This is a genomic window from Segatella copri, from assembly GCF_026015625.1.
GTDB classification, from domain to species: Bacteria; Bacteroidota; Bacteroidia; order Bacteroidales; family Bacteroidaceae; genus Prevotella; species Prevotella copri_H.
Genome location: NZ_JAPDVG010000001.1, coordinates 1,479,304 through 1,504,350, shown reverse-complemented (window position 1 = coordinate 1,504,350; position 25,047 = coordinate 1,479,304). Strand labels below are relative to the sequence as shown.

Here is a 25,047-nt window from a genome sequence, read left to right as displayed (position 1 = left end):
TTGAAGGATGCGTCTCCGAGAGTTAAAAGAAGCGTTTCCTGGAGTCAGAATAAGCGTCTTTTAGAGTACAAGCATATACCTTCTCAGACATTGCCACTAGGCTCAGCAGCTCTGCCGAGCCTAGTCAGCAGGTCTGCTGACTGCAGTCAGCACCTCTGCTGAGCCTAGTGACAACACCTTTTAGTCGTACAGCTATAACCTGTTTAGTTGTACAACTGTATACCCTTTAGTCGTACAACTATAACCTCTTTAGTTGTTCAACTATACACTTTTTAGTTGTACAATCGTAAAATGATGATACTTCTATGAGATATATTGGGTGCTCTCATTCAATCCAAACATACAGCATCTTCCTTTTATAACGTTCGTTTGCTTTTGTTCTATTTCAACAAACGAAATGAGGAAAAGCTGCTTCTCCTAATTCTGGCTCATATTCAAAACCTTCGTAACTGAAGCCTGCCAGTTCCTCTGGAGTAAGAAGCTGATTATTCAAGATATATCTCACCATGGCTCCACGGCAAGATTTAGCCCATACAGCCTGCATCTTCAATCTGCCGTCTTTCTGGCGGACATAAAAGAGTGGCTGAATGACCTTTATCTCCTTACATACTCTCTTCCAATCGAACAGATGTTCATATTCCTCTGTAGAAAGATGGATGAGTATACCATCATCAGCTTTCACACTATCGATGAGAACATCTGTCAGTTTGTCTTTCCAGAACTGATTGATAGGCTTGTCGTTTGTAGCTTCGAGCGATACGCAATGCTCCATACGATAAGGTACGATGCCATCCAACGGTCGAAGCAATCCATAAAGGAAGCAGGTAATCCAGAGATGTTTCTGGGCATACTCTAACGACTCCTCGCTCAAAGAACTGGCACGCAAATGTTTGTATGCCTGACCATTGTAAGCCAGGATAGCAGGCATCTTTTCGGTTGCCATAAAATCATGATATCGTTTCCAGTTCGTCATTGCAATCTTGCTGCTGCAATCAAGTTGCTTAGCCAATTCCTCTACATTCATCATTGCCATTTCTTTGGCCAAGTCATTGGCAACTGATTGGAATAGTGGCACGGAGATAGGCTTCCTGTCTGCCTTCTCAAACATGATTTTGGCATTTGCCAATAATATCTGCATAATAATCAATCTTTTGAATTGTACTTGCAAAGATAAGAAAAAATCAATATACAATGCTAAATAGCCAAGAAAAATCCTATAAAATTAAAATTTTTTATAAAACGAGCATTATATAGTACTTTTTCTTGTGTAATCTATAAATATTTGTTACCTTTGCGTGAAAAGAACAATATAATACACTACTTAGTATGGCGGTTAAATATGAGATTCGTCAAACAGTTTTCTCATACCTCTTTTACCTGTATGATTTATGAACAAAAAAAATCAGTTTAAGACAATGAAGCAAGTAAACATTCAATATTACAATTCGCCTTGCGGAGAAATCATCTTGGCATCGATGGGTGACGAACTGTGCCTTTGTGATTGGAATGAAATGCCATGTGCAGAGCGCAATAAGCATCGGCTTTTGCGGTATATGAAGGCTGATTTCAAGATAGAAACATCCCCAATCCTGGATCAGACCAAAAGGCAATTGGATGAATATTTTGCCGGTAACCGCAAGATATTTGATATTCCGTTGCATCCTGTAGGAACTGATTTTCAGAAAAAAGTATGGCATGCATTGCTCGAAATACCCTATGGAGAGACAAGAAGCTATAAGGAAATAGCTATAAGTATAGGCAAACCTAACGGCATCAGAGCCGTGGCAAGTGCCATCGGAGCTAATGGCATCAGCATTTTCGTTCCCTGCCATCGAGTTATCGGAAGCAATCATTCCCTTACTGGTTTTGCCGGAGGATTGGACGCAAAGAGAAAGTTATTGGAGCTTGAAGCTGAATAAAACCAACATAAAATGGTGATTTATTATTAATTTAAATATCCGTAAAAACAAATTTTGATTAATTAATAGTTGTTTCTCTTACATTCTTAGTAAATATCATTACCTTTGCACCATGAAAACATTATTAGACGTTCATACACATACAATAGCATCAGGTCATGCCTTCAGCAGTTTGCAGGAAATGACCTTGACAGCAAAGGAGAAAGGGTTGGATATCTTGGGAATCACAGAGCACGGTCCCAATATCCCGGGTACCTGTGATCCTATCTATTTCAGAAACCTTCATTGTGTTCCACGCCAGCTCTATGGAATCAAACTGATGCTTGGAGCAGAACTCAACATCCTCAATACGAAAGGAGATATCGATCTCGATGAGGATTACTGGCGTATGCTGGATATCCGAATAGCAGGCATCCATAGCCTTTGCTGGCAGGGAGGAAGTAAGGAGGAGAATACGCAGGGGGTCATCAATGCCATGCGCAATCCCTTCGTGCAGATTATCTCTCATCCCGGCGATGGTACGGCAGAACTGGATTTCGAGGAACTCATGAAAGTTTCCAGGGAGACGCATACCTTGCTTGAAATCAACAACCATTCTATGGCTCCCATCCGCCACAAGACTGTGGCTGCTCCCAATAATCTGGAACTGCTGGAACTTGCCAAGAAGTATGAAACTCCAGTTATCTTCGGAAGTGATGCCCACTTCTCTGCGATGATTGCCGACTACAGCAACATTATGCCACTGGTAGAAAAAGCAGAGTTCCCGGATGAGCTGGTTCTCAACTATCAGCCAGAGAAATTCATGGCTTACCTCAAGCCAACCCCTGAGAAATAGGAAAATTTAGTTTCACATTTCAATTTACACGACTATGATTATAGAAGAAATCATCAAGTATAATGAAAACTTCGTAGCCAGTAAGGCTTACGAAAAGTATCTTACGAGTAAATATCCAGACAAGAAACTTGCCATTCTTTCCTGTATGGACACCCGCCTCACTGAGCTTCTGCCAGCAGCTTTGGGCCTGAAGAACGGAGATGCCAAGCTCATCAAGAACGCCGGTGGACTGGTTATCAGTCCTTTCGACTCTGCCATGCGTAGTCTCCTTGTAGCCATCTACGAATTGGGTGTAGAGGAAATCATGGTCATTGCCCACTCCAACTGCGGTGCATGCCACATGAACGGACAGCAGATGAAGAAATTGATGCTCAAACGTGGCATCCATCAGAATGTTATCGATACCATCGGGCTTTGCGGCATCGACCTCGACCATTGGCTGGAGGGATTCCACGACACAGAGGATTCTGTAAGGAATACCATCAATACGATCCGTACACACCCTCTCGTACCAAAAAACGTCAATCTTCATGGTTATATCATTGACTCACAGACGGGCAAACTGACAGAAGTGAAATAGAATAAAGGTATTATTTTAATTAAAACACATAACAGCAGTTTGTTGTACTTTCACCTTTCCTCTATGATGCTCATTCCAAGAAAGTAACTTTCGTTACAGCCCCCACATATCATTCAGCATACTGATAGCTGATTCCGAGCGGAATACATGGTCGCGGAAGGTGATGATGCCTTCGGGAGCAAGGTGGGCTTCGAAGGAATTCACCAGGAAATCTGCTTCGAGCAGAATGCGGTGGTCGAGGCTGGTAACATCTTGATAAGTATGATGATGGGCAATGAGCCAGCAGATTCTTTCTATTTGTGCGGCTGTGAATCCATCTACTGCTGACAGTACTTTTCTTGCCTCGTCAGGACCCAGTTCTTCCTGGTGCTTGCCATCGCAGTTGCCGTATCTGGCTTCTGAAACGTGAATGCCTACATCGTGAAGAATGGCTGCTGCTTCGAGCACGAAGAGCTCTTCCTCGTTCATTCCCTCTGCTATCGCAATCATACGGGCAAAATCGTGTACCTTTACGAAATGCTGGATGCGTGGCGCATCGCCACCATCATATTTTATCATCGCCCTCATCAGATTGGCGAGTATCAATTCCTTGTTTGTCATAATCTTATGTTTTTTTTAAATCAATATTTATATCTACTTAAGATGTTAATCGAAAAGCTTCTTCCAAATCCACAATACCGCTATGGCACCAATGACACAGAAGATGAAATTGGTAAGATAACCCTTGCCAAACAACTCAATGTTCAGCAGACTGCTGATGATGGCACCGGCATAACTGCCTACAATACCTATGAAGAGATTCATACAACATCCTTTTCCTTCACCGCTCATAATGCGGTTGGCAATATAGCCAATGAAAATACCAGTAAGGATTGGCCACGCTGTGAAATCTGCAATGTGTTCTAACATACTCTTTTGATTTTATTTTTTCTTGTTATCTGAGCTTTCTGATAACTCTTGCCGGATTTCCCACAGCCATGGAGTCATCAGGAATATCCTTGACCACTACGCTGCCGGCACCGATTACGCAGCGGTTGCCGATGGTTACTCCAGGGCAGACGATGACTCCTGCGCCCAGCCAGCAATCCTCGCCAATGGTGATGGGGAAGCCTGTTTCTACTGGCTTGCGTCGTTCCATATAATTGATGGGGTGGTTAGGGGTTACCAGCTGGCAGTTCGGACCTATCAGGGTGCGGTTGCCGATGGTAATCCAGCCTTCATCGAGCATCGTGGCGCCATAGTTGATGAATACATTCTCACCCACCTTGATGCCGTGACCATGGTCGCAGTGGAAGGGTGGACAGATGGTGGCTGAAGCTGGAATGCCAGGAATCAGTTCTTCGATAATGGTTCGATAGTCTTCATCAAACAGGGTTAGCGTCTGTAGGCGGCAGCAGAGACGGTTGGCGTGCTCTATGCTTTTCATGCCTTCCTTGTTGCTGAAATCATAGAGCTCGCTGTTTCTCATTTTTTCAAATTCTGTCATCTTTGTTCTCTATTGATGGATGTAATCCAGAATCTGCTCTGCATGAATCTTGGTCTTGATCTCTTTAGGAGTGAAGATCTTCTCAATGACACCTTCTTCGTTGACAAGATAGGTGGTGCGGAGAATGCCGATGGACTTTCTGCCGCAGGTTACCTTCTCGCCCCAGCAGCCGAGTTCCTGCAGTAAGGTGGTTTCGGTATCTGCGATAAGAGGGAACTGCAAACCCTTGGTTTCGGCAAACTTCTTCTGCAGAGCCTGCTTGTCCTTGCTCACGCCGATAATCTCATAACCGGCTGCTGCCAGCTCCTCCTTATGTGCTTGCAGGGAGCAAGCCTCAGCAGTGCATCCGCTGGTGTTAGCCTTCGGATAACTGTAGAGCACAATCTTGCGACCACGGTAGTCGCTTGCCTTTATCTCACGTCCGTCCTGGTCAATGCCAAGAATCTCTGGTATTTTATCTCCTACATTCATAATTCTATATTTATTTATTATATGTCTTGTTATGATGCAAAGATAATAAAAATAATGCGAACCGATGTGATTCTTATGATTTTTAACACAAATAATCATTGTTTATCTTTCTACCTGGAAGTTTAAACGAATCTTTCTTTTGGATAAAAAAAAGAAAAATATAGGGAGGATATTTGGTAATATGCTGATATTTACTTACTTTTGTGTGATGAACGTTCATGGCATGAAACAGGGAGCGTGATACTAAACAGGTAAAAAAGGAAGAAAATGAAAAAGATATTTTTGTTTATATTATTCTGTCTTTCCGTATGCAGCATGTCGGCTTACGACTTTCTGCGAGCTGTGAAAGATGAGATTCCGGGAGGTTACAACTTCTGGGTTTATACGCCGGTAGATTATTTTTATTCGCAAGAACAGACACCGGTCATCATCTTTCTGCATGGTGCCAGTCTTTGCGGCAAGAATCTGAATAAGGTGAGAAGATACGGACCGCTTGATGCCATCGTCAAGGGGCGCGATATCGATGCGCTGACCATCGTTCCGCAGAATCCGGGAGGAGCCTGGAATCCGAAGAAAATCATGGATATGCTCGACTGGGTGAAAAAGAATTACCCATGCGATTCTAATAGGGTTTATGTCTTGGGCATGAGCTTGGGCGGTTATGGCACCATGGATGTCTGTGCTACTTATCCCGACAGGATAGCTGCCGGCATGGCGCTGTGTGGCGGCTGTTCGTATAAGGATGTGAGCGGATTGGGCGATTTGCCTTTCTGGATTATCCATGGCACAGCAGATAGGGCAGTACCGGTCAAACAATCGAAGGTGGTGGTAGATAAACTTGTGAAGGATGGCAAGGATACCCGATTGATATACGACTGGTGGAAGGGTGCTAATCACGGTACCCCTGCCCGTGTATTTTATCTGAAGAAAACCTATCAGTGGCTCTTCTCACACAGCCTTTCGGATAAAGACAGACCCGTGAATAAAAACATCAGCATTACGATGAGCGATTTGGGCAGAGCGTATGGTGATGTGAACAGAAATGCCCCTCAGCCTGAACTCATCGATGGTCCGAGTGTGATCAAGCAAGAGGGAAATGAATATTAAGGAATCTTTTATAATAAGATGTTCTGCCATGATGTCTTTTTATTTGATTAAATCCCTTTATGCGAATGAATTTTATGCCTTGCAAAGATACAGTTTTTTCTAAAATTAGAGGCTAAGAATGGCATAAAGGTTTTAGAGTCTGTTTTTTGAAAGAAATAACAAGTAAACTTTTCTCTTTTCAATCTTTTTTCGTACTTTTGCACCATCAATTAAAATAAAGAAAATCCAGTTTTTTAAATGAAGTAAGAAAATGGCTGATAAAGATATGAAATGGAAGACGCTCTCGCAGAAGTATCTGATAGAGAAGCCTTGGCTCACGGCACGAGTGGATAAGGTGGAATTGCCTACGGGGGCCATTATCGATGAATATTACGTGCTGGAATATCCCGATTGGGTGAACACCATCGCCATCACGAAGGAGGGAATGTTCGTCTTCGTTCGCCAGTATCGCTATGCGATAGGTAAAACGGTGAATGAACTTTGCGCAGGAGTGATAGAGAAGGGCGAGGACCCGATGGCGGCTGCCAAGCGAGAGCTGATGGAAGAGACGGGATTCGGTGGCGGTAACTGGCAGAAGTGGATGACGATTTCGGCTAATCCGAGCACGCATACCAATCTTACCCATTGCTTTCTGGCTACGGATGTGGAGCGCATGGATGTTCAGCATCTTGACCAGGCTGAGGATATCGAGGTTCGCCTCTTCTCAAGAGAAGAAGTGATGGATATGCTGGAGAAGGGAGAAATCTGGCAAAGCCTGATGGCGGCTCCGCTATGGAAGTATTTTGCAAAAGCAAAGTAAGCTGCAGGGCTTCATTTATAAAAGCCAAGTAAACAGCAGACAATAGACTGTAAGCAATAGATATTAAACAATAAACATTATAAAGATGGTAATAGATTTCGAAAAGATTGCTGAGGCTCATTTGGAGGGCTTCAAGGGTGGGCAGGGTAAACTCGACACCCGTAACTATGTGGATGACAAGGTGAAGATTATGTATTCTACCTTGCGTCCGGGTGCATCAACTGGTCTTCATACTCATGAGGGCAACTGCGAGATTATCTATGTGGTAAGCGGCACTGCTACTTTCCATTATGATGATACCGTGGAGGAGGTTCGACAGGGACAGGTGCATTATTGCCCTATGAACCATGCTCATTATATGGAGAACCTCACCGACCATGATCTGGTGTATCTCGCCATTGTGCCTGAGCATCATTAATATCCTTGAAACATCAATTAGGGAAAACGCATCATATTCCTCAAGGAAAACGAAAAAAGAAAGTCCAACTCGGATGCCTCTCTCTCAGAAAGGCTCCAAGCTGGACTTTCGTCATTTTTTTCTCTCTCTCTCTTTCTTGTATTGCTATGCTAATCTGTGTTTATCTAAAAGTCAGCTGCGGATTAGAGTTTCTCGCAGAACTCGATTTTCTCCTTGTTTGGACCCTCAATGGTGAAGAACTTTACGCCGTTCTCCCAGAAAGGAAGACCATTTACCTGCTGATCCAGCATCTTGAAGGTGCCGGCTTCCTTCACTACCAGGAAGAGATCGTCTATGTTCTTTACATCGATGGCGATGTGGTCGATGGCTCCATATTCCATCTTTGCCTGATGGTTCTGATAGGTCTCGATGATGAGATTGTGGAGCTGGAGGAAGGCTACTTCCTCGGTGCCGTTTACTGTGCGGAGGGCTGTCTCAAAGCCCAGGGCATGATAAAACTCAATGGTCTTGTTGATGTCGTTGGTAGGAATACCAATGTGCTGCACACCTGTTGTAAAATCTTTAATCTTCATAATGAATTTGTGTTTAGATGATTGTTATGATAAAACTTTCTGTGTTTCTTGAAGATTTAGAAGCGGATGATTTCTGCTCCAATCTGGAAATAACTCTGGTTGCTCTGCGGATTCCACATGCCCTTGGCGTAAACCGGAACGGTGTAGTTGCCGAGCTTGAGGTCGTGGGTGGCTTGCAGCGATACGTGAACTATGCCTGCCGTGGTTCCGAAGAAGTGAGCATCCTCGCCAGCTCTGTTCAGGGCGAAGGCTCCACCTACTCCTGCATCAACCTTCCAGCCATCCTTCTGGTAGATAGGGTATTCCGCATAGGTGAAGGTGGAATATTTCTGCTTCGTATTGTCGCTGTTGCGGTCGCGTCCGAAGACTACCGTTGACCAGCTCAGGAGCAGTGGAAACTTCTCGTCCCGAAACCGGTAGCTTAATGTAGCATCGAGAAATCGGCCCGTGGTATGGGCAGAGTAGTTCCAGTATTCCTTATTATTATAGGTGGCGCCAGGGGAGAAGTTGTAGGTGTCCCACAGGGCGAATCCCCAACCGCCAGCCTTCAGATTCAGATAATGATTAAACTCCTTGTAGGAGCCTTCCGAGTTGCAGCCTCCCCAAAGTCCCACGGTAACGTGGTCGTTGGCCATCGTATAGCTCAGGTCGGTGAGGAGGACGATGCCGTCGGAAACTTCCATGCCACGCCACAGATGATTGTTCTGCACGTTGGCTTTCAGATGGAGCTGTGCCTGAGCGTTTCCCAGGCAAGCAGCCATCATCAAAACAATAACTACAATTCTTTTCATGGTTTTACTACAAAATAAACTAATAAACCTAATTAACTATGAACCTTATAAACGTTAACTAATTACTTAAACCATATATTACTGATAATTATAATTTGCATATAATTTGGGCAAATAAGGGCTTATCTTGTAAATTCCTTAGGCAAGACCGGCATGGCTCCGTTCTGTGTACAGACGAATGCCGAAACCTTTACTGCCAATTCATGAGCTTCCTTTACGCTCTTACCCTTCAAGATGCTTGCCACGAATGCGCCTGTGAATGAATCACCGGCACCCACCGTATCAGCCACTTCCACCTTCGGAGTCTCGATAAACGAAACTTCGCCAGGGGTGAACACATAACTGCCGTTTACACCGCAGGTAAGAATGAGCATCTTCAGATTGTACTTGCCCAAGAGGAGCCAGCATTTGTTCTCCAGGTCGATGCCCGGATAGCCGAAGATGCGGCTTATGGTAATCAATTCCTCATCATTGATCTTGAGGATGTTGCATCGCTTGATGCTCTCGGTGATAATTTCCTTGGTATAGAATCCCTGACGGAGATTGATATCGAAGATTTTGAGGATTCCTTCTTCCTTCGGCATGTTATCGAGGAAGCGATAGATGGTGTTGCGAGAAACCTCGTTGCGCTGAGCCAGCGAACCGAAGCAGGCTGCGGTGCAATTCTTAGCCAATTCTTCTAGGGCTGGGGTGTAAGGGATGTTGTCCCAGGCTGCTCCCTCCTTGATGTCGTAGCAAGGAATGCCGTTGGCATCGAGTGAAACCTGGACGGTGCCTGTAGGGTAGGCTACCTTGTCTATCTGATAGTTGAGATGGTGATCGTTGAGTTCCTTCTCCAGTTCCTTGCCCAACTCATCATCGCCCATTGCGCTGACCGCACAGCTATTGAGTCCGAACTGCGAAACATGGTAAGCAAAGTTGGCTGGAGCGCCACCTAGCTTCTTTCCTTCAGGAAGCACATCGAAGAGTGCCTCGCCGATACCTATCACTGATTGTTTCTTTTCCATTGTCATTTTTACTTTAAGAATGTTAGAGATGTTACTTGATTTCTGTTGCAAAGGTAGCATTTTTCAGCTACCTTCACAAAGAAAAATCATCTAAACTTTCTGCAAACGTTCCCGCAATCGTTTCCAATTTCTGCAATCGTTTGCAGTATGTTTCTTCTCTTCTATCTCTTTACTTCTTCTCTCCAGGTTTCTGTTCGAAATCGATGAGAACCTTCATGCTGGTTTCGCGATGAGTGTCGATAAACTTGTAGGCATCATCGTATTCTTCGAAGGCGAAGCGGTTGCTTACGAGTGGTTTGAGGTTGACGATGCCCTTGCTTACGTAATCGATGGCTGTGAGATAATCTTCGTGGCGATACATCATTGAACCGATGAGTCTCAACTCATGCTCGCCCAGATAGAACATGCTGAGGGCTGGGTCCTTGGCAAAGACTGCCACAACCACGATGTCGCTACCTTTCTCGATGGTCTCCATCAGCGAACGGATGGAAACTTCTACACCTGCTACCTCGAAACCTACCTGATAGCCTTCCTCACCGAAAAGTTCCTGGGCTGCCTCCTTCAAGGTCTTCTTGGTGATGTTGAGGGTGTGCTTGATGCCGCATTCGCGAGCCTTAGCCAGGCGGAGGTCGCTTACATCGGTAATGAGTACATTCTTGGCGCCACGAGCAATGCAGAACTGGGCTATGAGGTTGCCGATGGTTCCTGCACCGCTCACAACTACATTCTTACCCTTCACATCGGTGCGGTTGCTGGCATGGGCACCAACGGCTGAAGGCTCAATCATGGCACCGTAGTCAAGGCTCATGCCTTCTGGCAACTTAGCCACGCGGTCGTCATCTACTACAAAGAAATCCTGTGCTGCACCATCTGCCTGGAAAGCCTGAACACGCAGGTGCTCACAAACATTATACTGTCCGCGCTTGCAAGGGTTGCACTTGCCGCAAACCAACTGTGGGCGAGCGGTGATGTGGTCGCCAGGCTTGCAGACGGTAACTTCGCTGCCTACAGCCATAACCACTCCTGAGTACTCATGTCCCTGAACCACTGGGTAGAAGGTGGCTGGGTGAAGACCGTGGTAAGAGTGAATCTCGCTACCGCAGATGCCGATGCGCTTGATGTTGACGAGAACCTGATGAGCAGTTAAGTCTGCTGCCTTTGGTTCTGCTACTTCCTTGAATTCGATATGCTTTGGTTCTACCAATATTGCCTGTCTCATAATTATAATGTTTTGAAATTGTTATTGTTATGTTGGTGGGATGAAAGATCCCGTTTTATCTTTGTATTCTTTTCTGAACCCACTTTTTAAGTGGGCTCTTTTTTATTTCTTCTTATTCTCCAGATCGGTCATGATCTGCTTGTATTGCTTCTTGTTGAGCTTGTAGAAGCAGAGGCATCCTGCGGTGACGATCCACAAGACTCCCGGAATGGTGCTGAAGGCGTGGTGCATGATGTTCAATACTTCTGGATTCTGCACAGCGTTGCTTACATATCCTGCACTGCCCAGGGCAATGGCGAGAAGCGATGTGCCGAGTGCCATTCCTATCTTGTTGCCCAGCGAGATGAAGGCGTATTGGAATCCGTCGTTTCTGATGCCCGTCTTCCACTCGCCATACTCCACACAGTCGGGGATGATGGCATAGATGGCTGTATTGAAGCCTGAGAAGAAGAACCACGACAAAGCTGAGAACAGATAGAACATGATGGCGCTGCCGTTAGGGCTGAAGAAGTACAGACCTATCATCGTAATACCGGTGAGGAAAGCGAAGATGGCTGCCGTGAAACCCTTGTTGCCCGTTTTTCTGAATACCAGAGGGAAGCAGGCTGCACCTATGATGCTTGGCACGATGATGGCCATGGAATAGTAGGAGAAGAGTGTTGCTGAACCTTCCACATAAGTGAAATAGTAGAGCATGTCGGCGTTGCGTCCGTAGTGGATGAAACCGAAGAGCAACTGTCCTAAGAGGGCGAGCAGATAGGGCTTGTTCTTCATCACGGAGCGAAGCTGCACCTTTAGAGGGAGCTTCTGTCCCACAGGAACTTCTACCACTTCCTTGGTCTTGTGGAAGCAGAACAGATGGCAGGCAGCGAAGATGATGCCGTAGAGTACAGCCACAGCCAGATAACCATATTTGGTATCGCCTGCGCCAAACCAGCTGATGAGCGGAACGGTTACGATGTTGATTACTCCGATGGCCATCATGGCGCTCACCGAACGGCTGGTGTTGAGCTTGGCTCTCTCATCGATGTCTTGCGTCATGGCTCCGCAGAGTGTGCCGTAAGGCAGGTTCACGCAGGTATATCCCAGTACCAGGATGCAGTAGGTTACTGCCATATAGATAATCTTGGCGGTCTGGCTCCATTCCGGATGTGCCCAGAAGGTGAGTATCAGTACCAGTGCCGTGATAGGAGCTCCGAAGAGCAGCCATGGGCGGAATCGTCCCCATCGGGTGTGGGTCTTGTCGGTAAGTGTGCCGATGATGGGGTCGTTGATGGCGTCCCAGAATCGGGAAACAAGCATCAGGGTTGCTACGGCACTCATGCTGATTCCGAACACATCGGTGTAGAAAATCATGAGGAAATTGCCCACGAACATCCAACTGAAGTTGCAGCCCACATCGCCCATGCCGTAGGCGAGCTTACTGATGAAGGGAACCTTTCCCTGTGAATTGTTCTCTAGCGAAGTGTTCGCTTGAAATTTAGAATCTTGTTCCATATTTCTTTTTTTAGGTTTGATTGTGATACTTAATGTTGTTTATTCTTTGTTTTGTGTAGGAATAGAGCGATTTGAGAAATCGTTTTTCCTTTTCACGCTGCAAAGATAGAACGATTTTGCAGAAGAAACAAGAAAAAAAACGATTCTTTTTTCGCAACCGTTCCCGCAACCGTTCCCATTTTCCGCAACCGTTCCCAAAAAGATTTCTCAGTTTTTTGTTGTTGCTTTCATAGAAAATAAGTATCTTTGCGGGCACATTTAACAAGAAAGAAAAAGAGATATGGCAAAATATGTAACCATCATGGATATTGCAAGGGAACTGGGGATTTCCAAGTCCACCGTTTCACGTGCTCTTTCGGGAGATACGGGTAATGTGAAGACGGAAACCTTGCAGAAGATATTGGCAACTGCCGAGCGGATGGGCTATCATCGCAACGAACTGGCTGTGAACTTTCGCCAGCAGAGTACTCATAACATCGGCATCATCATCCCCGAAATCGTAACAACGTTCTATATGACCTTTATCAATGATGCTCAAGCCATCTTGCGCAAGCAGGGGTATAAGGTAATGATTGCCATCTCTAACGAGAATCCTGAGCAGGAGAGAGAGAACATTCTGATGATGGAGCAGCTGCGTGTGGATGGCATCCTGATGAGTGCATGCGATAAGGAGCATAATGTGGACCTATATAATAAGGTGATAGAAAGGGGCATTCCCATTGTGTTTTTCGATAGAACGGTGGAGAAGGTAAAGGCTTCACAGGTGCACATGGACGATTACATCATGTCGTTTTTCATGGTGGAGACTTTGTTGCGCAAGGGGTATAAGCATATTATTCATATCCCGGGACCTGCTTATATCCGAAACAGCTATGAACGATTGAGGGGCTATCGGGATGCGCTGGAAAAGTTTCATATAGAGTATCAGGCGCAAGATGTCTTGTCGCCAGCCTTGTCGGCTGAAGAGGGTAGTTGGGTGATGGAGCGTTTCCTGGAGAAGAATGTGCCCTTTGATGCGGTATTTGGCTTTACGGAGACTGCTGTGTTGGGAGCCAAGAGTGCTATCCAGAAGCGTGGCTTGCGCATTCCGGAGGATGTGGCGCTTTGCTGCATGTCTGGCACAGCTCTGGCTACTTTGGTTCATCCTCAGTTGACGGTAGTGGAGCAGCCTATTGAGAAAATGGCGCAGGAAAGTTGCCGACTGCTGCTGGAGCATATTGCCGATGGTTATAGAAGGATAGAGGAAATTGCATTGAGAGGTGAAACTGTGATAAGGGAATCTACTTAATAAAGGTATCGGCTTCTGGAACCTGCATAAAAGAAACTGTTTTGGAAGACAGTATAAAAGAAACGGGTGTATCATCTATATTATTGAATGATACACCCGTTTTCTATTTCTTTATCTTAAGCATTTAAACTTAATCTATCTCCTTATCTTAAGCTTCCTCTTCCTCTTCTTCATTCTCCAGCAAATCGGTGCCGAGATGAGTGGTCTGTTCACGCTTCAATCGATCGCGCACCTCTTTTGGTTTGGTGGCGTAGGTAATCATTCGGATGGAATCGTTATAGCTTACGTACTTCCAGAGCCAGTTGAGCAATACCATTACCTTGTTCTTTACGCCGAGGATGGAGCGGAGGTGAACTACCAGCCACAATACCCAGGCAAAGAAGCCTTGGCTGTGGAACTTGCCAAGCTCTACTACAGCCTTGTGTCTTCCGATGGTAGCCATAGAACCCAGGTTCTTGTAGCGGAATGGCTTGAGCTGCTGGTCGATGTTTTGGGCTGAAGAACCAGGATGCTTCTCATTCTCCTCATCTGCCTTCGCAATCTTCTGGATATTCTTAGCCAGGAGTGCTGCCTGCTGAATGGCTACCTGTGCCAACTGTGGATGACCGCTAGGATAAGCTGGGTCTGTGGTCTGGATACACTGGTCGCCGATAGCGAAGAGACCGTCCATGCCAGGGATGCGGTTGAATTCATCTACTACGATTCGGAAACCACGGTCTAGATGGTCGCCATCGATACCTGTGATAGGCTGTGCCTTTACACCTGATACCCAGAGGAAGGTGCGGGTAGGAATCTCCTGACCGTCCTTCATCAGAACCTTGTGGTCCTTGTAGTCGGTTACCATTTTGCCAAACTGTACATCCACACCCATACTGGTAAGGAATTCGTATGCTTTCTTAGAAGAGTCCTGTGACATTCCGGCGAGCAGTCTGTCGCCCGCTTCCAGAAGATAGATGTGCATCAGAGATGAGTCCATATCAGGATAATCATAAGGAATCACGTAGTGCTTCATTTCAGAGAGGGCTCCGGCTATCTCCACACCTGTGGCACCACCGCCCACAATGACCACGTTCAGGAGTTCCTGTCGCTCCTCTTCTGTGGCACAGGTCAATGCACGTTCCAGGTTACTCAGCACAGCGTTGCGCAATCCCATTGCCTCTGAAACGGTCTTCATCGGAATCGCCCACTTCTCGATGTTGGCATTGCCATAGAAATTGGTAGTGGTTCCTGCTGCGAACACCAGGTAATCGTACTCAATCTTACCGATGGAAGTCTGCAGAATCTTCTTGTCTGGGAATACGGCTCTCGCTTCTGCCATGCGGAAGTAGAAGTTCTTGCGCTTGCGGAAAATCTGGCGGAAAGGGAAGGAGATGGAACTTGGGTCGATACCTGCCGAAGCTATCTGATAGATAAGCGGAGGGAACTGATGGAAATTGTTCTTATCGATCAACACCACCTGCAGGTTTGAATTGCAGAGGTCTTCTGCCAAACGAAGACCACCGAGTCCGCCACCTACGATAACTACTCTCTTCAACTGATTTCTCTTGATATTAATGCTCATAACTACTGCTGTTTTTACATATTAATTACATATATTTGCTGAAAATTCTGTTCTCTATAAGGCGTAATGCCTGGTTCTTGCTGAAAATTCGACTGCAAAGGTACAACTTTTTAATGAGGAGGCAAAGGAAGATGGGTAGAAATATGGGATTGAAGCTTGTTGCAATCGTTCTCATTTTAGATTTAGTAAGATGAACTTGTAAAATGTAATATTCAGATAGCATTTTTATGAGCATTTTTTCGAGAAATGTTGTCGGTTTAAAGGAAAAGTTGTATATTTGCATCGACAACTTCAAAAGACGAACGATTTTTTAATAAAAAACATCATTATGAAACATGTTACAATTAAGGATATAGCCCGTTCTCTCTGCATCTCGGTCTCCACTGTTTCCAGAGCGTTGACGGATGACAAGAACATTCGCAAGGAGACGCGCGAGATGGTGGTGGAAGAGGCAAAACGACTCGGCTACAAGCGCAATCCGGTGGCGATGAACCTGAAGATGGGGCGTACGAACACCATTGGTGTCATCGTGCCGGAGATGCATACCCCTTATGCTTCGCAGGTGATTAATGGTATTCAGGACGTGCTCTACAAAAAGAACCAGAAGGTGATGATTGCCGAGAGCGATGAGAAACCGGAGCGGGAGTTGGAGAACCTGAAGATGATGGAGCAGTTTATGGTAGATGGTCTGATTGTGAGCCTCTGCAGCTACCGCAAGAACATAGAAATGTATCAGCAGTTGGCAGCAGATGGTATGGCGATAGTCTTCTACGACCGCATTCCATACGGATTGAAAATGCCGCAGGTGATGGTGGATGATAATGTTGATTCTTATTTCATGGTAGAGCATCTTATCCGCCTGGGCAGGAAGCGCATCGTCTATCTGCAGGGACCCGACGACATTTATAATGCCTATCAGCGAGGCTTGGGTTATCGTGAGGCGATGGAGAAATTCCATCTCTTCGACCCGGAGCTGATTGTGAAGACGGGAATGACCTTCAAGGATGGAGCTGATGCCATCGACCGTCTTATATATAATAAGGTGGAATTTGATGCCGTCTTCGCCTTTACTGATACTTTGGCGATAGGTGCGCAGAATCGACTCCGTGCCTTGGGTAGACGGGTGCCGGAAGAGATTTTCGTGGCTGGTTTTTCGGGTACCGAACTATCAACCATCGTATCTCCTCAGATTACTACTATGGAGCCTCCGTTGGAGGAGATGGGCAGAAAGGCGGCAGAACTGGTGATGGAGAAAATCAATAATCCGGAGATGGAAGATAGACAGGTGGTGTTGAAGACCACGATGAAATGTAGAGAATCTACGGGAGAATAATCAAACTTCGTGGTTTCCGGTAATCACTAGAAAGTGGTTCTCGGTAATCGCCTGAAAGTATTTAAAACGTTTGCAGAAATTGGGAACGTTTGCGGGAACGTTTGCAAGTTTTTTTCGAAAAAAATATCTTTTTATCTCGAAAAAACGCAATATCTTTGCCATCGGAAACGGGAGATAAGATAGCTGAGGAAACTCCTCGGCTACTTGCTTCCCCAAAAATGAATAAACAATTAATATTTACAGCTAACAATAAAAGAATTATGGCAAATTTAATGAATGCAAACGCAGCAAATGCAGCTCAGGTAGTAAAAGGTTGTGCTTATAACCGCAGTTTGGTAAAGGCAGGTATCCTGCACTTCGGAGTAGGTAACTTCCATCGTGCTCATCTGGAGTTCATGACCAACATGCTCCTCGAGAACAATACCCAGCAGAACTGGGGTATCTGTGGAGCAATGATTCTCCCAGGCGATGAGCGTCTCTACCACGCCCTGAAGAAGCAGGACGGTGAATACACCCTTACCGTATGTGGATGCGACGACAGCATCCAGGTTTTTCAGTTGGGTGCGCTCGTTGAACTCTATTGGGGCATTGAGGAGCAGGAACAGATTCTGAACAAGATTGCGTCTAAGGATATCAAGATCATCACCCTCACTATCACCGAGGGCGGATACAACATTTCACGTCAGAGTGGCGAATTCATGCTCGACAATGCGCAGGTGGCTCACGATATCGAGAATCCTGCCAAGCCGGTTACAGCCTTCGGATATGTAGCCGAGGGATTGCGCCGCCGCAAGGCAGCAGGCAATGGTCCTATCACTATCCTTTCCTGCGATAATCTGCAGCACAATGGCAATACAGCCCGCAAGGCTTTCATGACTTTCGTGGAAGCTCAGGACAAGGAACTCGCTGCCTGGATGGAGGAGAACGTTACCTTCCCTAACTCAATGGTTGACCGCATTACTCCAGCTACTCGTCCTGCCGACATCGAGCGACTGAATGCTCAGAACGGCACTTGCGATGAGGCTCCTGTTTATTGCGAGGATTTCATCCAGTGGGTAGTAGAGGATAATTTTGCAGCCGGTCGCCCAGCATGGGAAACCGTGGGCGCTCAGATGACCGACGATGTGACTGCCTTCGAGAATATGAAGCTTTCTCTCCTGAATGCTTCTCATACATTGCTCTCTTATCCATCTTTCCTCGGCGGTTACCGCAAGGTAGATGCAGCCATGCACGATGAGAGAATCCGTAAGTTTGTACGTGCCTTCATGGACGATGACATTACTCCTTACGTGCCAGCTCCAAAGGATACTGATCTCGAGGCATACAAGCAGTGCCTGGTTGAGCGCTTCGGCAACCGCATGGTCAGCGACCAGGTGGCTCGTCTCTGCTTCGATGGTGCCAGCAAGTTCCCGGTTTACGTAATGCCGAACCTGGAGAAGATGATTGCTGATGATGCTTCTGGCAAGCGCCAGAATGTGGAGTTCAAGCGTGTGGCTTACCTCTTTGCTGCTTACCGTCATTATCTGAAGTATCAGGTAGATGACAATGGTGATGCATTCGAAGTGGCAGATCCATGGCTTACCGTTGATGACCATAAGGCCATCGATAGCGATGATGCGCTCAATTTTCTCGGCATTTCAGCCTTTACAAGTACCGATCTCAAGGCTGCTCCTCATTTCGTAGAGCTTTACTTGAAGATGGTAGAAGACATCAAGGCAAAGGGTGCCATGAAGGTTTTGGAAGATGAAATCTTGTAATATAGAGAGAAACTCTTGAAAATAAGAGTCAGGTGTTTTTATGGATTGTTTAATTCGTCGAAACACCTGACGATAGCGTAACTTTCTCTAATTTAAACCTAGATAAACATGAAACAATCGATAACGCTTAGGAGTGCAGGACCATTTCTACTCCTGACATTCATCTATTTTATAGTGGGCTTCCTTACTACCGTCAACGGTCAGTGTCAGGGTCCCTTGAAGATAGCCTTCCTCTCGGAGGTTACCACTACCAAGAACTCCCTGGCAACGCTCATCTCCTTCGCTTTCTTCCTGGGCTATCTGCTCAATAGTGCGAAGACGGGACGCTTGCTCAACAAAGTGGGCTATAAAAAGACGCTCATCCGTTCGATGCTGGTAATGGTGCTGGGACTTGCCTTCTATCTTGCTTCGGCGCTGATTGCTGAATATTGGGGTGGGGCAGGCGTGCATCTCTCGCAGGATTTCGTACCATTCGGATATTTCGTTTTCCTTTTCGGATCTTATCTGATGGGTACGTCAGCGGCAATGCTTCAGGTGGTGATCAATCCTTACATTGCTGCCTATCCTTTGCCGGGAACCCAACCGGTGCAGCGCATGAACTTCACCTGTGCGGTGAATTCTTTCGGAACTACCATCGCTCCATTCTTCGTAACGGGCGTGATGTTTGCAGGTGTGTCCCTGGATTGTGTTTCTGCCAACCAGCTCACCATTCCATTCCTGGTAATGATGCTCATCATTGCCTTTACAACATGGAGCACTTCCAAGGCGAATCTTCCAGACATTGAGGGTACGAGAGAGGAAACTCAAAATGTGGAATCTGAAGGAAAGACAACTCCTTTTGATGATTCCAGAAATGCGAAGAAACGCAGCATCTGGTCGTTCCGCCATTTGAAATATGGTGTGATTACCATCTTCTTCTATGTGGGAACCGAGGTGGGAATCGGCAACAATATGAATCTCCATGCAATGGATTTGATGGGACATGGTTACGATTTTTCTCCAGCCCTTCTTGCCACACTCTATTGGGGTGGATTCATGATTGGCAGAATGGTTTCTGCCGGTTTGAAGAACGTGGCACCTCGCCCTATGCTCATCACCGTTACGGTGGCGGCAATCGTATTGATGTCTGTTTCCATGTTTACCGAGAATCTCTGGCTGATGGCTGCTGTGGGATTATTTCATAGTGTGATGTGGAGTTGCATCTTTACTTTGGCGGTGGATGGCTTGAAGGAATATACTTCCAAGGCTTCGGGCGTGTTTATGATGGGAGTTTTCGGTGGTGCAGTATTCCCTGTGCTTCAGGGTTTGCTTGCCGATTATATCGGTTCGTGGCAGTTCACCTGGCTCGTTCCTCTCTTCTGCGAGTTCGTTATCCTTTGGTACGGACTTGTGGGGTATAAGAAGCAGGAAGCATAAAAGGCAATAGTTATAATAAATAATCGTTATAATAAACATAAAAACCGGGATGTTTTTTATTCGAAGCATCCCGGTTTTTCTATCTCTTCAATTTCTCTTTTTTATCATTCCGCAATCTGATGAATCACATAGGTAACCACGCCCCAAATCATGAAGCGGTTGGTTTCATCTACCCTGATAGGGGAGAAGTTCTTGTTCCATGGGATGAGCCAGCCGAAGGTGCCGCTCTCGTCCATCTTGAACTGCTTGATGGTGAATTCGCCATCTACGAAGGCGATGACGAAATTGCCGTTTGAGGGTTCTATCTGCCGGTCAACTACAGCGAGATCACCGTCCAGAATGCCTGCATCCTGCATGCTGTCGCCAGATATGCGCACGTAGAAGGTGGCCTCACGATGGCGAACCAGAATATCGTTGAGGTCTATCTCTCCCTCCATATAGTCTTGGGCTGGCGAAGGGAAGCCTGCTTTTACGCTTTGCTCTGCCAGCGGAATAGGCATCTTGGCTCCGAATTCCGCAGGGTGAAATGTCAGTTTTATCTTGTTATCGTTATTCTTATTCATCTTGTTTTTCTTATTTATGGAACTCATTTTTAGAATGGGCTTATTCTGCCTCTCATTGAGTTTTTACTTTTAGAATATCATGGATGTTCGTGGTAAACTGCTTCGACATGTACTCGCGTTTCAGGTCGAATCGGCAGTCTGTGCCTTGTATGGCCTGGCGTATGGTGCCATAACCATTCTTCCGGTTGATGGCGTCGATAGCCTCCATCAGCTTTTTTTGCTTGCTTCGGTCGATGGGGTCGAAGAGGTCTTGCTGGCGAGGATGGTCGGGTGAGATTTGCCACAGGATAACGCCAGCTTTCTTGAAGTGAAACGACATGTCGGGGTGATCGGGCCTGCTGTCTGCCATCGGTTTCGGGTATTTGGCACGGAGAATACTGAGGGCGGCACCTACTATTTCTTCCTGCGCATTAGTGGCGATGGGCAGGGTGAGGGAATCGTGGATGGTGTATTCAGGCACATGCTCGTTAAAACGGGAAGTCCATGCGAACACTGTGATGCCCTGACATACGCTACCTTGTCTCCTTAATTTTTCTGTACAACGTACAGCGAAATTAGCCACGGCTTCTTCTATCACATTTTTGTCGGTAATGCCCTCGTCGGCAAAACTCCTGCTGGTGCAGATGCTCTTCTTCTGCGGCAATTCCTCGATGCTGATGCAGCTTTCGCCATTCAGTTCTTTCCATGTTCTTAGGGTGGTGATATTGAAATGGCTGCGGACCCAACTTTCTTTCTTGTCGGCAAACTGAGCGGCGGTCCTGATGCCCATATAATCGAGCTTTCGGGCTATCTGCCTGCCAATTCCCCATACATCTTCTATGGGGAAGAGAGACAGCGCCTTGTGTCTCCGTTCATCCGTGTCGATGAGGCAGCAGCCTTGGAAGCCCTTGTATTTCTTGGCGAATTTAGAGCCGATTTTCGCCAATGTCTTCGTTTCTGCAATGCCTACGGATATCGGGATTCCAACAGCCCGAAGTACATCTGCCGATATTTTGGAGCCATAGCGATGGAGCAGGCTATCGGGCTTTTCTGATAGTTCGTCTATTGTCATTTTATTGAACAAAGTAGGATGGTCTTCCGCATGCTCCCGAAAGAAAACTTTCGCCATTGATTCGTCTGCCTCGAAGAAACTCTCATCGATAGAGTATTGGTCGATGCGTGGGGAATAATGGGATAGCATCGACATCACGCGGTTGGAGAGCGAACCGTAGAGCGTGTAGTTGCTCGAGAAGATAGCCACTCCTTCAGCCTCCAGTTTTTCCTTCACCTGATAGAACGGGTCGCCCATCTTATAGCCCAATGCCTTGGCTTCTTCAGAGCGTGCGATGACGCACCCGTCGTTGTTGCTCAATACAACCACGGGCTTTCCTGTCAGGTCGGGGCGAAACACTCGCTCGCACGAACAGTAGAAGTTGTTGCAGTCTGCCAGTCCTATCATATCTTATCATTAACACCTCTTGTTATCACCAGAAATCCTGGTATGATGTGCAAAAATACAAAAAATAATCCGAAAACGATAGTTTTTCATTCAAGTTTTTTTGTCGTTTCGTAATTTATTCTTACCTTTGTGGTCATAAGCTAGTATTGAAACATCATAAAACTGAACGATATGAATGATAAGAATAACATGTTGGCATTGAGCCAGGAGCGTTTTTCGGCTCGCAAGTTTACTCCGGAGGCGGTGAGCCAGGAGAATCTGGACTATATCATGGAGTGTGTGCGCCTGGCACCATCGGCAGTGAACAGGCAGCCTTGGCGCTGGCTCATCGTGCGCTCAGAAGAGGCGAAGAAGAAACTGCAGGATTGCTACGACCGCGAATGGTTCAAGACGGCTCCTATATATATTATAGGTATGAAAAACGTGAATGAGAATTGGGTGCGCAGATATGATGAGAAACCGCATGGAGATATTGATGTGGCGATAGCGGCAGAGCATCTCTGTCTGGCTGCCACCGAAAAGGGACTGGGCACCTGCTGGGTCTGCAATTACGATACGGCGAAGATGCAGCAGTTCTTTCCGCGTGAGGGCTATGAGGCGGTGGTAATTATCCCTATAGGTCATATTGCCGAAGACTGTCCACGCGCTGAGAAGAAGCGTAAGGAGATGAGCGAAATCACGGAAGAAATCTAGATCTAAATATAAGAAGAAATCTAGTTCTGGTATAAAAACTGGTATAAAACGAAGCTGTATGGAAATGAACGAAGAATCCATCCTGGCATGGAATATCATAGAAAAGACAAGTGCCAACCTCTTCCTTACCGGAAAGGCGGGCACAGGTAAGACGACCTTTCTCAAGCGATTGAAAGAACAGTCGCCAAAACGAATGATTGTGCTTGCTCCTACGGGCATTGCAGCCATCAACGCCGGAGGAATGACCATCCATTCGTTCTTCCAGCTTCCCTTCTCGCCATACGTGCCGGGCACGACCTTTGGCAGTGGCGAACAGAAACGCTATCAGTTCAGCAAGCTCAAGCGCAATATCATCCGCAGTATCGACCTGCTCGTTATCGACGAAATCAGTATGGTGCGCAGCGATCTGCTCGATGCTGTAGATTCTGTGCTTCGCCAGTATCGCAAGCGCCACGATTTGCCTTTCGGTGGTGTGCAGCTCCTGATGATAGGCGATTTGCAGCAGCTGGCACCCGTGGTTACGCCACAGGAAGAGCATCTGCTGGGGCAGCATTATGATACTCCTTTCTTCTTCAGCAGCAACGCTCTGAAGCAGGTGGGTTATCTCACCATCGAACTTAAAAAGGTGTACAGGCAGCAGGATGAACAGTTTATCTCGCTGCTCAACCAGATTAGGGAGAACAAGGCTTCTGAAGCTACGCTGCAGGCTCTGAACCAGCGCTATATTCCAAATTTTGTACCACCAAAGGAGGGCAATTATATCAGGCTTACCACCCATAATGCACCTGCCCAGTATATCAACGAACAGCAGCTTGCTGCCTTGCCTGCGCAGTCATTTTCTTTTACAGCAGATATAGAGGGCGATTTCCCGGAAACATCTTATCCGGCCGATTTCAAGCTCACATTGAAGCCGGGAGCACAGGTGATGTTCATCAAGAACGACCCGCAGCACCGTTTTTATAATGGTATGATAGGCGAGGTGATAGGGGTTAGGACCGATGAAGACGGCAGCAAGATTACCGTTCGCAGTAAGGATTCGGGCGAGGAGTTTGACCTGGAGAAAATGGAGTGGACCAATGCGAAATATACGCTGAACGAGAAAACCAAGGAGATAGAGGAGACGGTGGAAGGAAAATTCATGCAGTATCCTTTGCGTCTGGCGTGGGCGATAACTATCCACAAGAGTCAGGGACTTACTTTCGAACATGCCATCATCGATGCTTCTCATTCTTTTACCCATGGTCAGACCTATGTGGCGCTGAGCCGCTGCAAGACTTTGGAGGGCATGGTGCTCAGTCAACCGCTTTCTCGCGGAGCCATTATCAGCAGTCAGACGGTGGATGCATTCACCAGCCAGCTTGCTGCGCCTAGTCAGGAGCAAATCAGCAGTCTGGAGCTGCAATACATCATTTATTGCATCAGCGAACTCTTCGATTTTTATTCCATCAGAGCCAGCTATGAGCATCTGATGCGCTGCCTGGTAGAGTTTTTTAATGGTAAATATCCGCGTGTGGTAAGCGAGTATCAGAAGCTGCAGGTGGTGCTGAAGAGTCTGATAGCCGTATCGGATAAATTCCGTGTGCAGTATACGGGTATGCTTGCCAGAAATCCTGATGTAAGACAGGCTGAGCTGCAAGACCGTATTCATAAGGGAGCTATGTATTTTCTTGACAAAATCGGCATTCTGAGTGATTTAATCAGAAAGTCGAATCTTGATACAGACAACAAGGTGGCTAGGAAACAGTTTGAAGACCGTTTCTCTGTTTTCTCAGAGGATGTAAAATTAAAAGAACGGCTTTTGAAGTATGAATGTAGTGCAGAATTCACGGTAACAGATTATCTGAAAAAGAAGGCGCAGTTCTTGCTGTTGGATGCAGATGCCTCATCAGATAGCGGTTCGGGCAGAAAGTCAAGGAGACAGAAGAAACCGAATGAACCGAAGGAACCGAAGGTGCCGAAAGTCGCTTCGAAGGAGGTAAGTTATGATTTCTATATGCAGGGAATGACGGTAGATCAGATTGCTGCTAAGCGGGGTTATACAAAAGGCACCATTATTGGTCATCTTACTCCTTATGTGAAAGAGGGAAAGATTGGTTTACGGGCGCTGATTTCAAGTGCCCATGAAAAGAAAATCCGTGATTTCATGAAGGCTCATCCAGAATTGGAGCTTTTTAGCGAAATAAAGGAAGCTTTGGGAGCCGGTATTGAGTATTACGAAATCAAACTGGTTCATGATTTGATGGAGGGGGAATAAAGCATTCTTCCGCCATATTATAATAATAGCCGTAACTATATTT

The 25,047-nt window shown here is 46.3% G+C and carries 25 protein-coding genes; 12 read left to right on the top strand and 13 right to left on the bottom strand.

What is annotated here, in order from left to right; translation table 11 throughout:
• Positions 1–385: 385 nt before the first annotated feature.
• The gene (locus ONT19_RS06800) at positions 386–1,138 is read right to left on the bottom strand and encodes a YaaA family protein (protein WP_117727868.1); all 753 of its coding nucleotides are present in this window, start codon (positions 1,136–1,138) and stop codon (positions 386–388) included.
• A gap of 277 nt (positions 1,139–1,415) precedes the next feature.
• On the opposite strand from ONT19_RS06800, the gene ONT19_RS06795 reads away from it, so the two are divergent.
• The 3 genes from ONT19_RS06795 to ONT19_RS06785 all read left to right on the top strand — a co-directional run bounded on the left by ONT19_RS06795 (position 1,416) and on the right by ONT19_RS06785 (position 3,334).
• Positions 1,416–1,919: a methylated-DNA--[protein]-cysteine S-methyltransferase gene (locus ONT19_RS06795; RefSeq protein WP_117727867.1), complete on the top strand. Its 504-nt coding sequence runs from the start codon at positions 1,416–1,418 to the stop codon at positions 1,917–1,919.
• Positions 1,920–2,031: 112 nt separating this feature from the next.
• Entirely contained in the window at positions 2,032–2,754 is a 723-nt protein-coding gene (locus ONT19_RS06790; protein WP_117727866.1) for a phosphatase, read from the top strand.
• Positions 2,755–2,791: 37 nt separating this feature from the next.
• The gene (locus ONT19_RS06785; protein ID WP_117727889.1) at positions 2,792–3,334 is read left to right on the top strand and encodes a beta-class carbonic anhydrase; all 543 of its coding nucleotides are present in this window, start codon (positions 2,792–2,794) and stop codon (positions 3,332–3,334) included.
• A gap of 93 nt (positions 3,335–3,427) precedes the next feature.
• Here the strand turns inward: ONT19_RS06785 and ONT19_RS06780 are convergent, their stop codons facing one another.
• The 4 genes from ONT19_RS06780 to ONT19_RS06765 are packed head-to-tail and all read right to left on the bottom strand — an operon-like array spanning position 3,428 to position 5,291.
• On the bottom strand, positions 3,428–3,934 hold the full coding sequence (locus tag ONT19_RS06780) for an HD domain-containing protein (RefSeq protein ID WP_264952863.1): 507 nt from the start codon (positions 3,932–3,934) through the stop codon (positions 3,428–3,430).
• 45 nt (positions 3,935–3,979) lie between these two features.
• Positions 3,980–4,243: a GlsB/YeaQ/YmgE family stress response membrane protein gene (locus ONT19_RS06775; protein ID WP_006847444.1), complete on the bottom strand. Its 264-nt coding sequence runs from the start codon at positions 4,241–4,243 to the stop codon at positions 3,980–3,982.
• Between the two features lie 25 nt (positions 4,244–4,268).
• A complete protein-coding gene (locus tag ONT19_RS06770) occupies positions 4,269–4,820 on the bottom strand; it encodes a sugar O-acetyltransferase (RefSeq protein WP_119227872.1) in 552 nt (183 codons plus the stop codon).
• A 9-nt stretch (positions 4,821–4,829) separates the two neighbouring features.
• A complete protein-coding gene (locus ONT19_RS06765) occupies positions 4,830–5,291 on the bottom strand; it encodes a peroxiredoxin (protein ID WP_118139131.1) in 462 nt (153 codons plus the stop codon).
• 267 nt (positions 5,292–5,558) lie between these two features.
• On the opposite strand from ONT19_RS06765, the gene ONT19_RS06760 reads away from it, so the two are divergent.
• The 3 genes from ONT19_RS06760 to ONT19_RS06750 all read left to right on the top strand — a co-directional run bounded on the left by ONT19_RS06760 (position 5,559) and on the right by ONT19_RS06750 (position 7,615).
• The gene (locus ONT19_RS06760; RefSeq protein WP_418858007.1) at positions 5,559–6,398 is read left to right on the top strand and encodes a phospholipase; all 840 of its coding nucleotides are present in this window, start codon (positions 5,559–5,561) and stop codon (positions 6,396–6,398) included.
• A 250-nt stretch (positions 6,399–6,648) separates the two neighbouring features.
• The gene (locus ONT19_RS06755) at positions 6,649–7,197 is read left to right on the top strand and encodes an NUDIX hydrolase (protein WP_264952864.1); all 549 of its coding nucleotides are present in this window, start codon (positions 6,649–6,651) and stop codon (positions 7,195–7,197) included.
• Positions 7,198–7,282: 85 nt separating this feature from the next.
• Positions 7,283–7,615, top strand: a complete 333-nt coding sequence (locus ONT19_RS06750) for a cupin domain-containing protein (RefSeq protein ID WP_022122055.1) — start codon at positions 7,283–7,285, stop codon at positions 7,613–7,615.
• 182 nt (positions 7,616–7,797) lie between these two features.
• Here the strand turns inward: ONT19_RS06750 and ONT19_RS06745 are convergent, their stop codons facing one another.
• From ONT19_RS06745 to ONT19_RS06725, 5 genes are all read right to left on the bottom strand, one after another.
• Positions 7,798–8,187, bottom strand: coding sequence for a VOC family protein (locus ONT19_RS06745; protein WP_153090545.1), 390 nt, complete (start codon positions 8,185–8,187; stop codon positions 7,798–7,800).
• A gap of 56 nt (positions 8,188–8,243) precedes the next feature.
• Entirely contained in the window at positions 8,244–8,978 is a 735-nt protein-coding gene (locus ONT19_RS06740; RefSeq protein ID WP_218459236.1) for a hypothetical protein, read from the bottom strand.
• A 122-nt stretch (positions 8,979–9,100) separates the two neighbouring features.
• Positions 9,101–9,985 (bottom strand): carbohydrate kinase family protein, encoded by an 885-nt coding sequence (locus ONT19_RS06735; protein ID WP_264952865.1) that lies wholly within the window; start codon positions 9,983–9,985, stop codon positions 9,101–9,103.
• A gap of 169 nt (positions 9,986–10,154) precedes the next feature.
• Positions 10,155–11,204 carry a zinc-dependent alcohol dehydrogenase gene (locus ONT19_RS06730; protein WP_117692312.1) on the bottom strand — a complete coding sequence of 350 codons (1,050 nt, stop codon included), beginning with the start codon at positions 11,202–11,204 and terminating at the stop codon, positions 10,155–10,157.
• 102 nt (positions 11,205–11,306) lie between these two features.
• Positions 11,307–12,701, bottom strand: a complete 1,395-nt coding sequence (locus ONT19_RS06725) for an MFS transporter (RefSeq protein WP_153081181.1) — start codon at positions 12,699–12,701, stop codon at positions 11,307–11,309.
• A gap of 280 nt (positions 12,702–12,981) precedes the next feature.
• Here ONT19_RS06725 and ONT19_RS06720 point away from each other — a divergent pair, with 280 nt between their 5' ends.
• Positions 12,982–13,989 (top strand): LacI family DNA-binding transcriptional regulator, encoded by a 1,008-nt coding sequence (locus ONT19_RS06720; protein ID WP_153139579.1) that lies wholly within the window; start codon positions 12,982–12,984, stop codon positions 13,987–13,989.
• A 148-nt stretch (positions 13,990–14,137) separates the two neighbouring features.
• Here the strand turns inward: ONT19_RS06720 and ONT19_RS06715 are convergent, their stop codons facing one another.
• Complete coding sequence (locus ONT19_RS06715) at positions 14,138–15,550, bottom strand: NAD(P)/FAD-dependent oxidoreductase (protein WP_264952866.1); 1,413 nt, start codon at positions 15,548–15,550, stop codon at positions 14,138–14,140.
• A gap of 328 nt (positions 15,551–15,878) precedes the next feature.
• Here ONT19_RS06715 and ONT19_RS06710 point away from each other — a divergent pair, with 328 nt between their 5' ends.
• From ONT19_RS06710 to ONT19_RS06700, 3 genes are all read left to right on the top strand, one after another.
• Complete coding sequence (locus ONT19_RS06710) at positions 15,879–16,883, top strand: LacI family DNA-binding transcriptional regulator (protein WP_264952867.1); 1,005 nt, start codon at positions 15,879–15,881, stop codon at positions 16,881–16,883.
• A 260-nt stretch (positions 16,884–17,143) separates the two neighbouring features.
• Entirely contained in the window at positions 17,144–18,640 is a 1,497-nt protein-coding gene (locus ONT19_RS06705; RefSeq protein WP_264952868.1) for a mannitol dehydrogenase family protein, read from the top strand.
• 108 nt (positions 18,641–18,748) lie between these two features.
• The gene (locus ONT19_RS06700) at positions 18,749–20,056 is read left to right on the top strand and encodes an MFS transporter (RefSeq protein ID WP_264952869.1); all 1,308 of its coding nucleotides are present in this window, start codon (positions 18,749–18,751) and stop codon (positions 20,054–20,056) included.
• Positions 20,057–20,160: 104 nt separating this feature from the next.
• On the opposite strand, the gene ONT19_RS06695 is transcribed toward ONT19_RS06700, so the two are convergent.
• Both ONT19_RS06695 and ONT19_RS06690 read right to left on the bottom strand, forming a co-directional pair.
• Positions 20,161–20,619 carry a LexA family protein gene (locus ONT19_RS06695; RefSeq protein ID WP_022122043.1) on the bottom strand — a complete coding sequence of 153 codons (459 nt, stop codon included), beginning with the start codon at positions 20,617–20,619 and terminating at the stop codon, positions 20,161–20,163.
• Positions 20,620–20,671: 52 nt separating this feature from the next.
• On the bottom strand, positions 20,672–22,057 hold the full coding sequence (locus ONT19_RS06690) for a Y-family DNA polymerase (RefSeq protein WP_264952870.1): 1,386 nt from the start codon (positions 22,055–22,057) through the stop codon (positions 20,672–20,674).
• Positions 22,058–22,228: 171 nt separating this feature from the next.
• Between ONT19_RS06690 and ONT19_RS06685 the strand changes: the two genes are divergently transcribed.
• Entirely contained in the window at positions 22,229–22,750 is a 522-nt protein-coding gene (locus ONT19_RS06685) for a nitroreductase family protein (protein ID WP_264952871.1), read from the top strand.
• Between the two features lie 58 nt (positions 22,751–22,808).
• Entirely contained in the window at positions 22,809–25,004 is a 2,196-nt protein-coding gene (locus ONT19_RS06680) for a helix-turn-helix domain-containing protein (RefSeq protein WP_264952872.1), read from the top strand.
• The last annotated feature ends 43 nt before the right edge of the window (positions 25,005–25,047 follow it).

What these genes read in the sequence shown, in the direction of transcription:
- ONT19_RS06800 (WP_117727868.1), bottom strand. Translation starts at nt 1,138, where the DNA reads ATGCAGATATTATTGGCAAATGCCAAAATCATGTTTGAGAAGGCAGAC.
- ONT19_RS06795 (WP_117727867.1), top strand. Translation starts at nt 1,416, where the DNA reads ATGAAGCAAGTAAACATTCAATATTACAATTCGCCTTGCGGAGAAATC.
- ONT19_RS06790 (WP_117727866.1), top strand. Translation starts at nt 2,032, where the DNA reads ATGAAAACATTATTAGACGTTCATACACATACAATAGCATCAGGTCAT.
- ONT19_RS06780 (WP_264952863.1), bottom strand. Translation starts at nt 3,934, where the DNA reads ATGACAAACAAGGAATTGATACTCGCCAATCTGATGAGGGCGATGATA.
- ONT19_RS06775 (WP_006847444.1), bottom strand. Translation starts at nt 4,243, where the DNA reads ATGTTAGAACACATTGCAGATTTCACAGCGTGGCCAATCCTTACTGGT.
- ONT19_RS06770 (WP_119227872.1), bottom strand. Translation starts at nt 4,820, where the DNA reads ATGACAGAATTTGAAAAAATGAGAAACAGCGAGCTCTATGATTTCAGC.
- ONT19_RS06765 (WP_118139131.1), bottom strand. Translation starts at nt 5,291, where the DNA reads ATGAATGTAGGAGATAAAATACCAGAGATTCTTGGCATTGACCAGGAC.
- ONT19_RS06760 (WP_418858007.1), top strand. Translation starts at nt 5,559, where the DNA reads ATGAAAAAGATATTTTTGTTTATATTATTCTGTCTTTCCGTATGCAGC.
- ONT19_RS06755 (WP_264952864.1), top strand. Translation starts at nt 6,649, where the DNA reads ATGGCTGATAAAGATATGAAATGGAAGACGCTCTCGCAGAAGTATCTG.
- ONT19_RS06750 (WP_022122055.1), top strand. Translation starts at nt 7,283, where the DNA reads ATGGTAATAGATTTCGAAAAGATTGCTGAGGCTCATTTGGAGGGCTTC.
- ONT19_RS06745 (WP_153090545.1), bottom strand. Translation starts at nt 8,187, where the DNA reads ATGAAGATTAAAGATTTTACAACAGGTGTGCAGCACATTGGTATTCCT.
- ONT19_RS06740 (WP_218459236.1), bottom strand. Translation starts at nt 8,978, where the DNA reads ATGAAAAGAATTGTAGTTATTGTTTTGATGATGGCTGCTTGCCTGGGA.
- ONT19_RS06735 (WP_264952865.1), bottom strand. Translation starts at nt 9,985, where the DNA reads ATGGAAAAGAAACAATCAGTGATAGGTATCGGCGAGGCACTCTTCGAT.
- ONT19_RS06730 (WP_117692312.1), bottom strand. Translation starts at nt 11,204, where the DNA reads ATGAGACAGGCAATATTGGTAGAACCAAAGCATATCGAATTCAAGGAA.
- ONT19_RS06725 (WP_153081181.1), bottom strand. Translation starts at nt 12,701, where the DNA reads ATGGAACAAGATTCTAAATTTCAAGCGAACACTTCGCTAGAGAACAAT.
- ONT19_RS06720 (WP_153139579.1), top strand. Translation starts at nt 12,982, where the DNA reads ATGGCAAAATATGTAACCATCATGGATATTGCAAGGGAACTGGGGATT.
- ONT19_RS06715 (WP_264952866.1), bottom strand. Translation starts at nt 15,550, where the DNA reads ATGAGCATTAATATCAAGAGAAATCAGTTGAAGAGAGTAGTTATCGTA.
- ONT19_RS06710 (WP_264952867.1), top strand. Translation starts at nt 15,879, where the DNA reads ATGAAACATGTTACAATTAAGGATATAGCCCGTTCTCTCTGCATCTCG.
- ONT19_RS06705 (WP_264952868.1), top strand. Translation starts at nt 17,144, where the DNA reads ATGGCAAATTTAATGAATGCAAACGCAGCAAATGCAGCTCAGGTAGTA.
- ONT19_RS06700 (WP_264952869.1), top strand. Translation starts at nt 18,749, where the DNA reads ATGAAACAATCGATAACGCTTAGGAGTGCAGGACCATTTCTACTCCTG.
- ONT19_RS06695 (WP_022122043.1), bottom strand. Translation starts at nt 20,619, where the DNA reads ATGAATAAGAATAACGATAACAAGATAAAACTGACATTTCACCCTGCG.
- ONT19_RS06690 (WP_264952870.1), bottom strand. Translation starts at nt 22,057, where the DNA reads ATGATAGGACTGGCAGACTGCAACAACTTCTACTGTTCGTGCGAGCGA.
- ONT19_RS06685 (WP_264952871.1), top strand. Translation starts at nt 22,229, where the DNA reads ATGAATGATAAGAATAACATGTTGGCATTGAGCCAGGAGCGTTTTTCG.
- ONT19_RS06680 (WP_264952872.1), top strand. Translation starts at nt 22,809, where the DNA reads ATGGAAATGAACGAAGAATCCATCCTGGCATGGAATATCATAGAAAAG.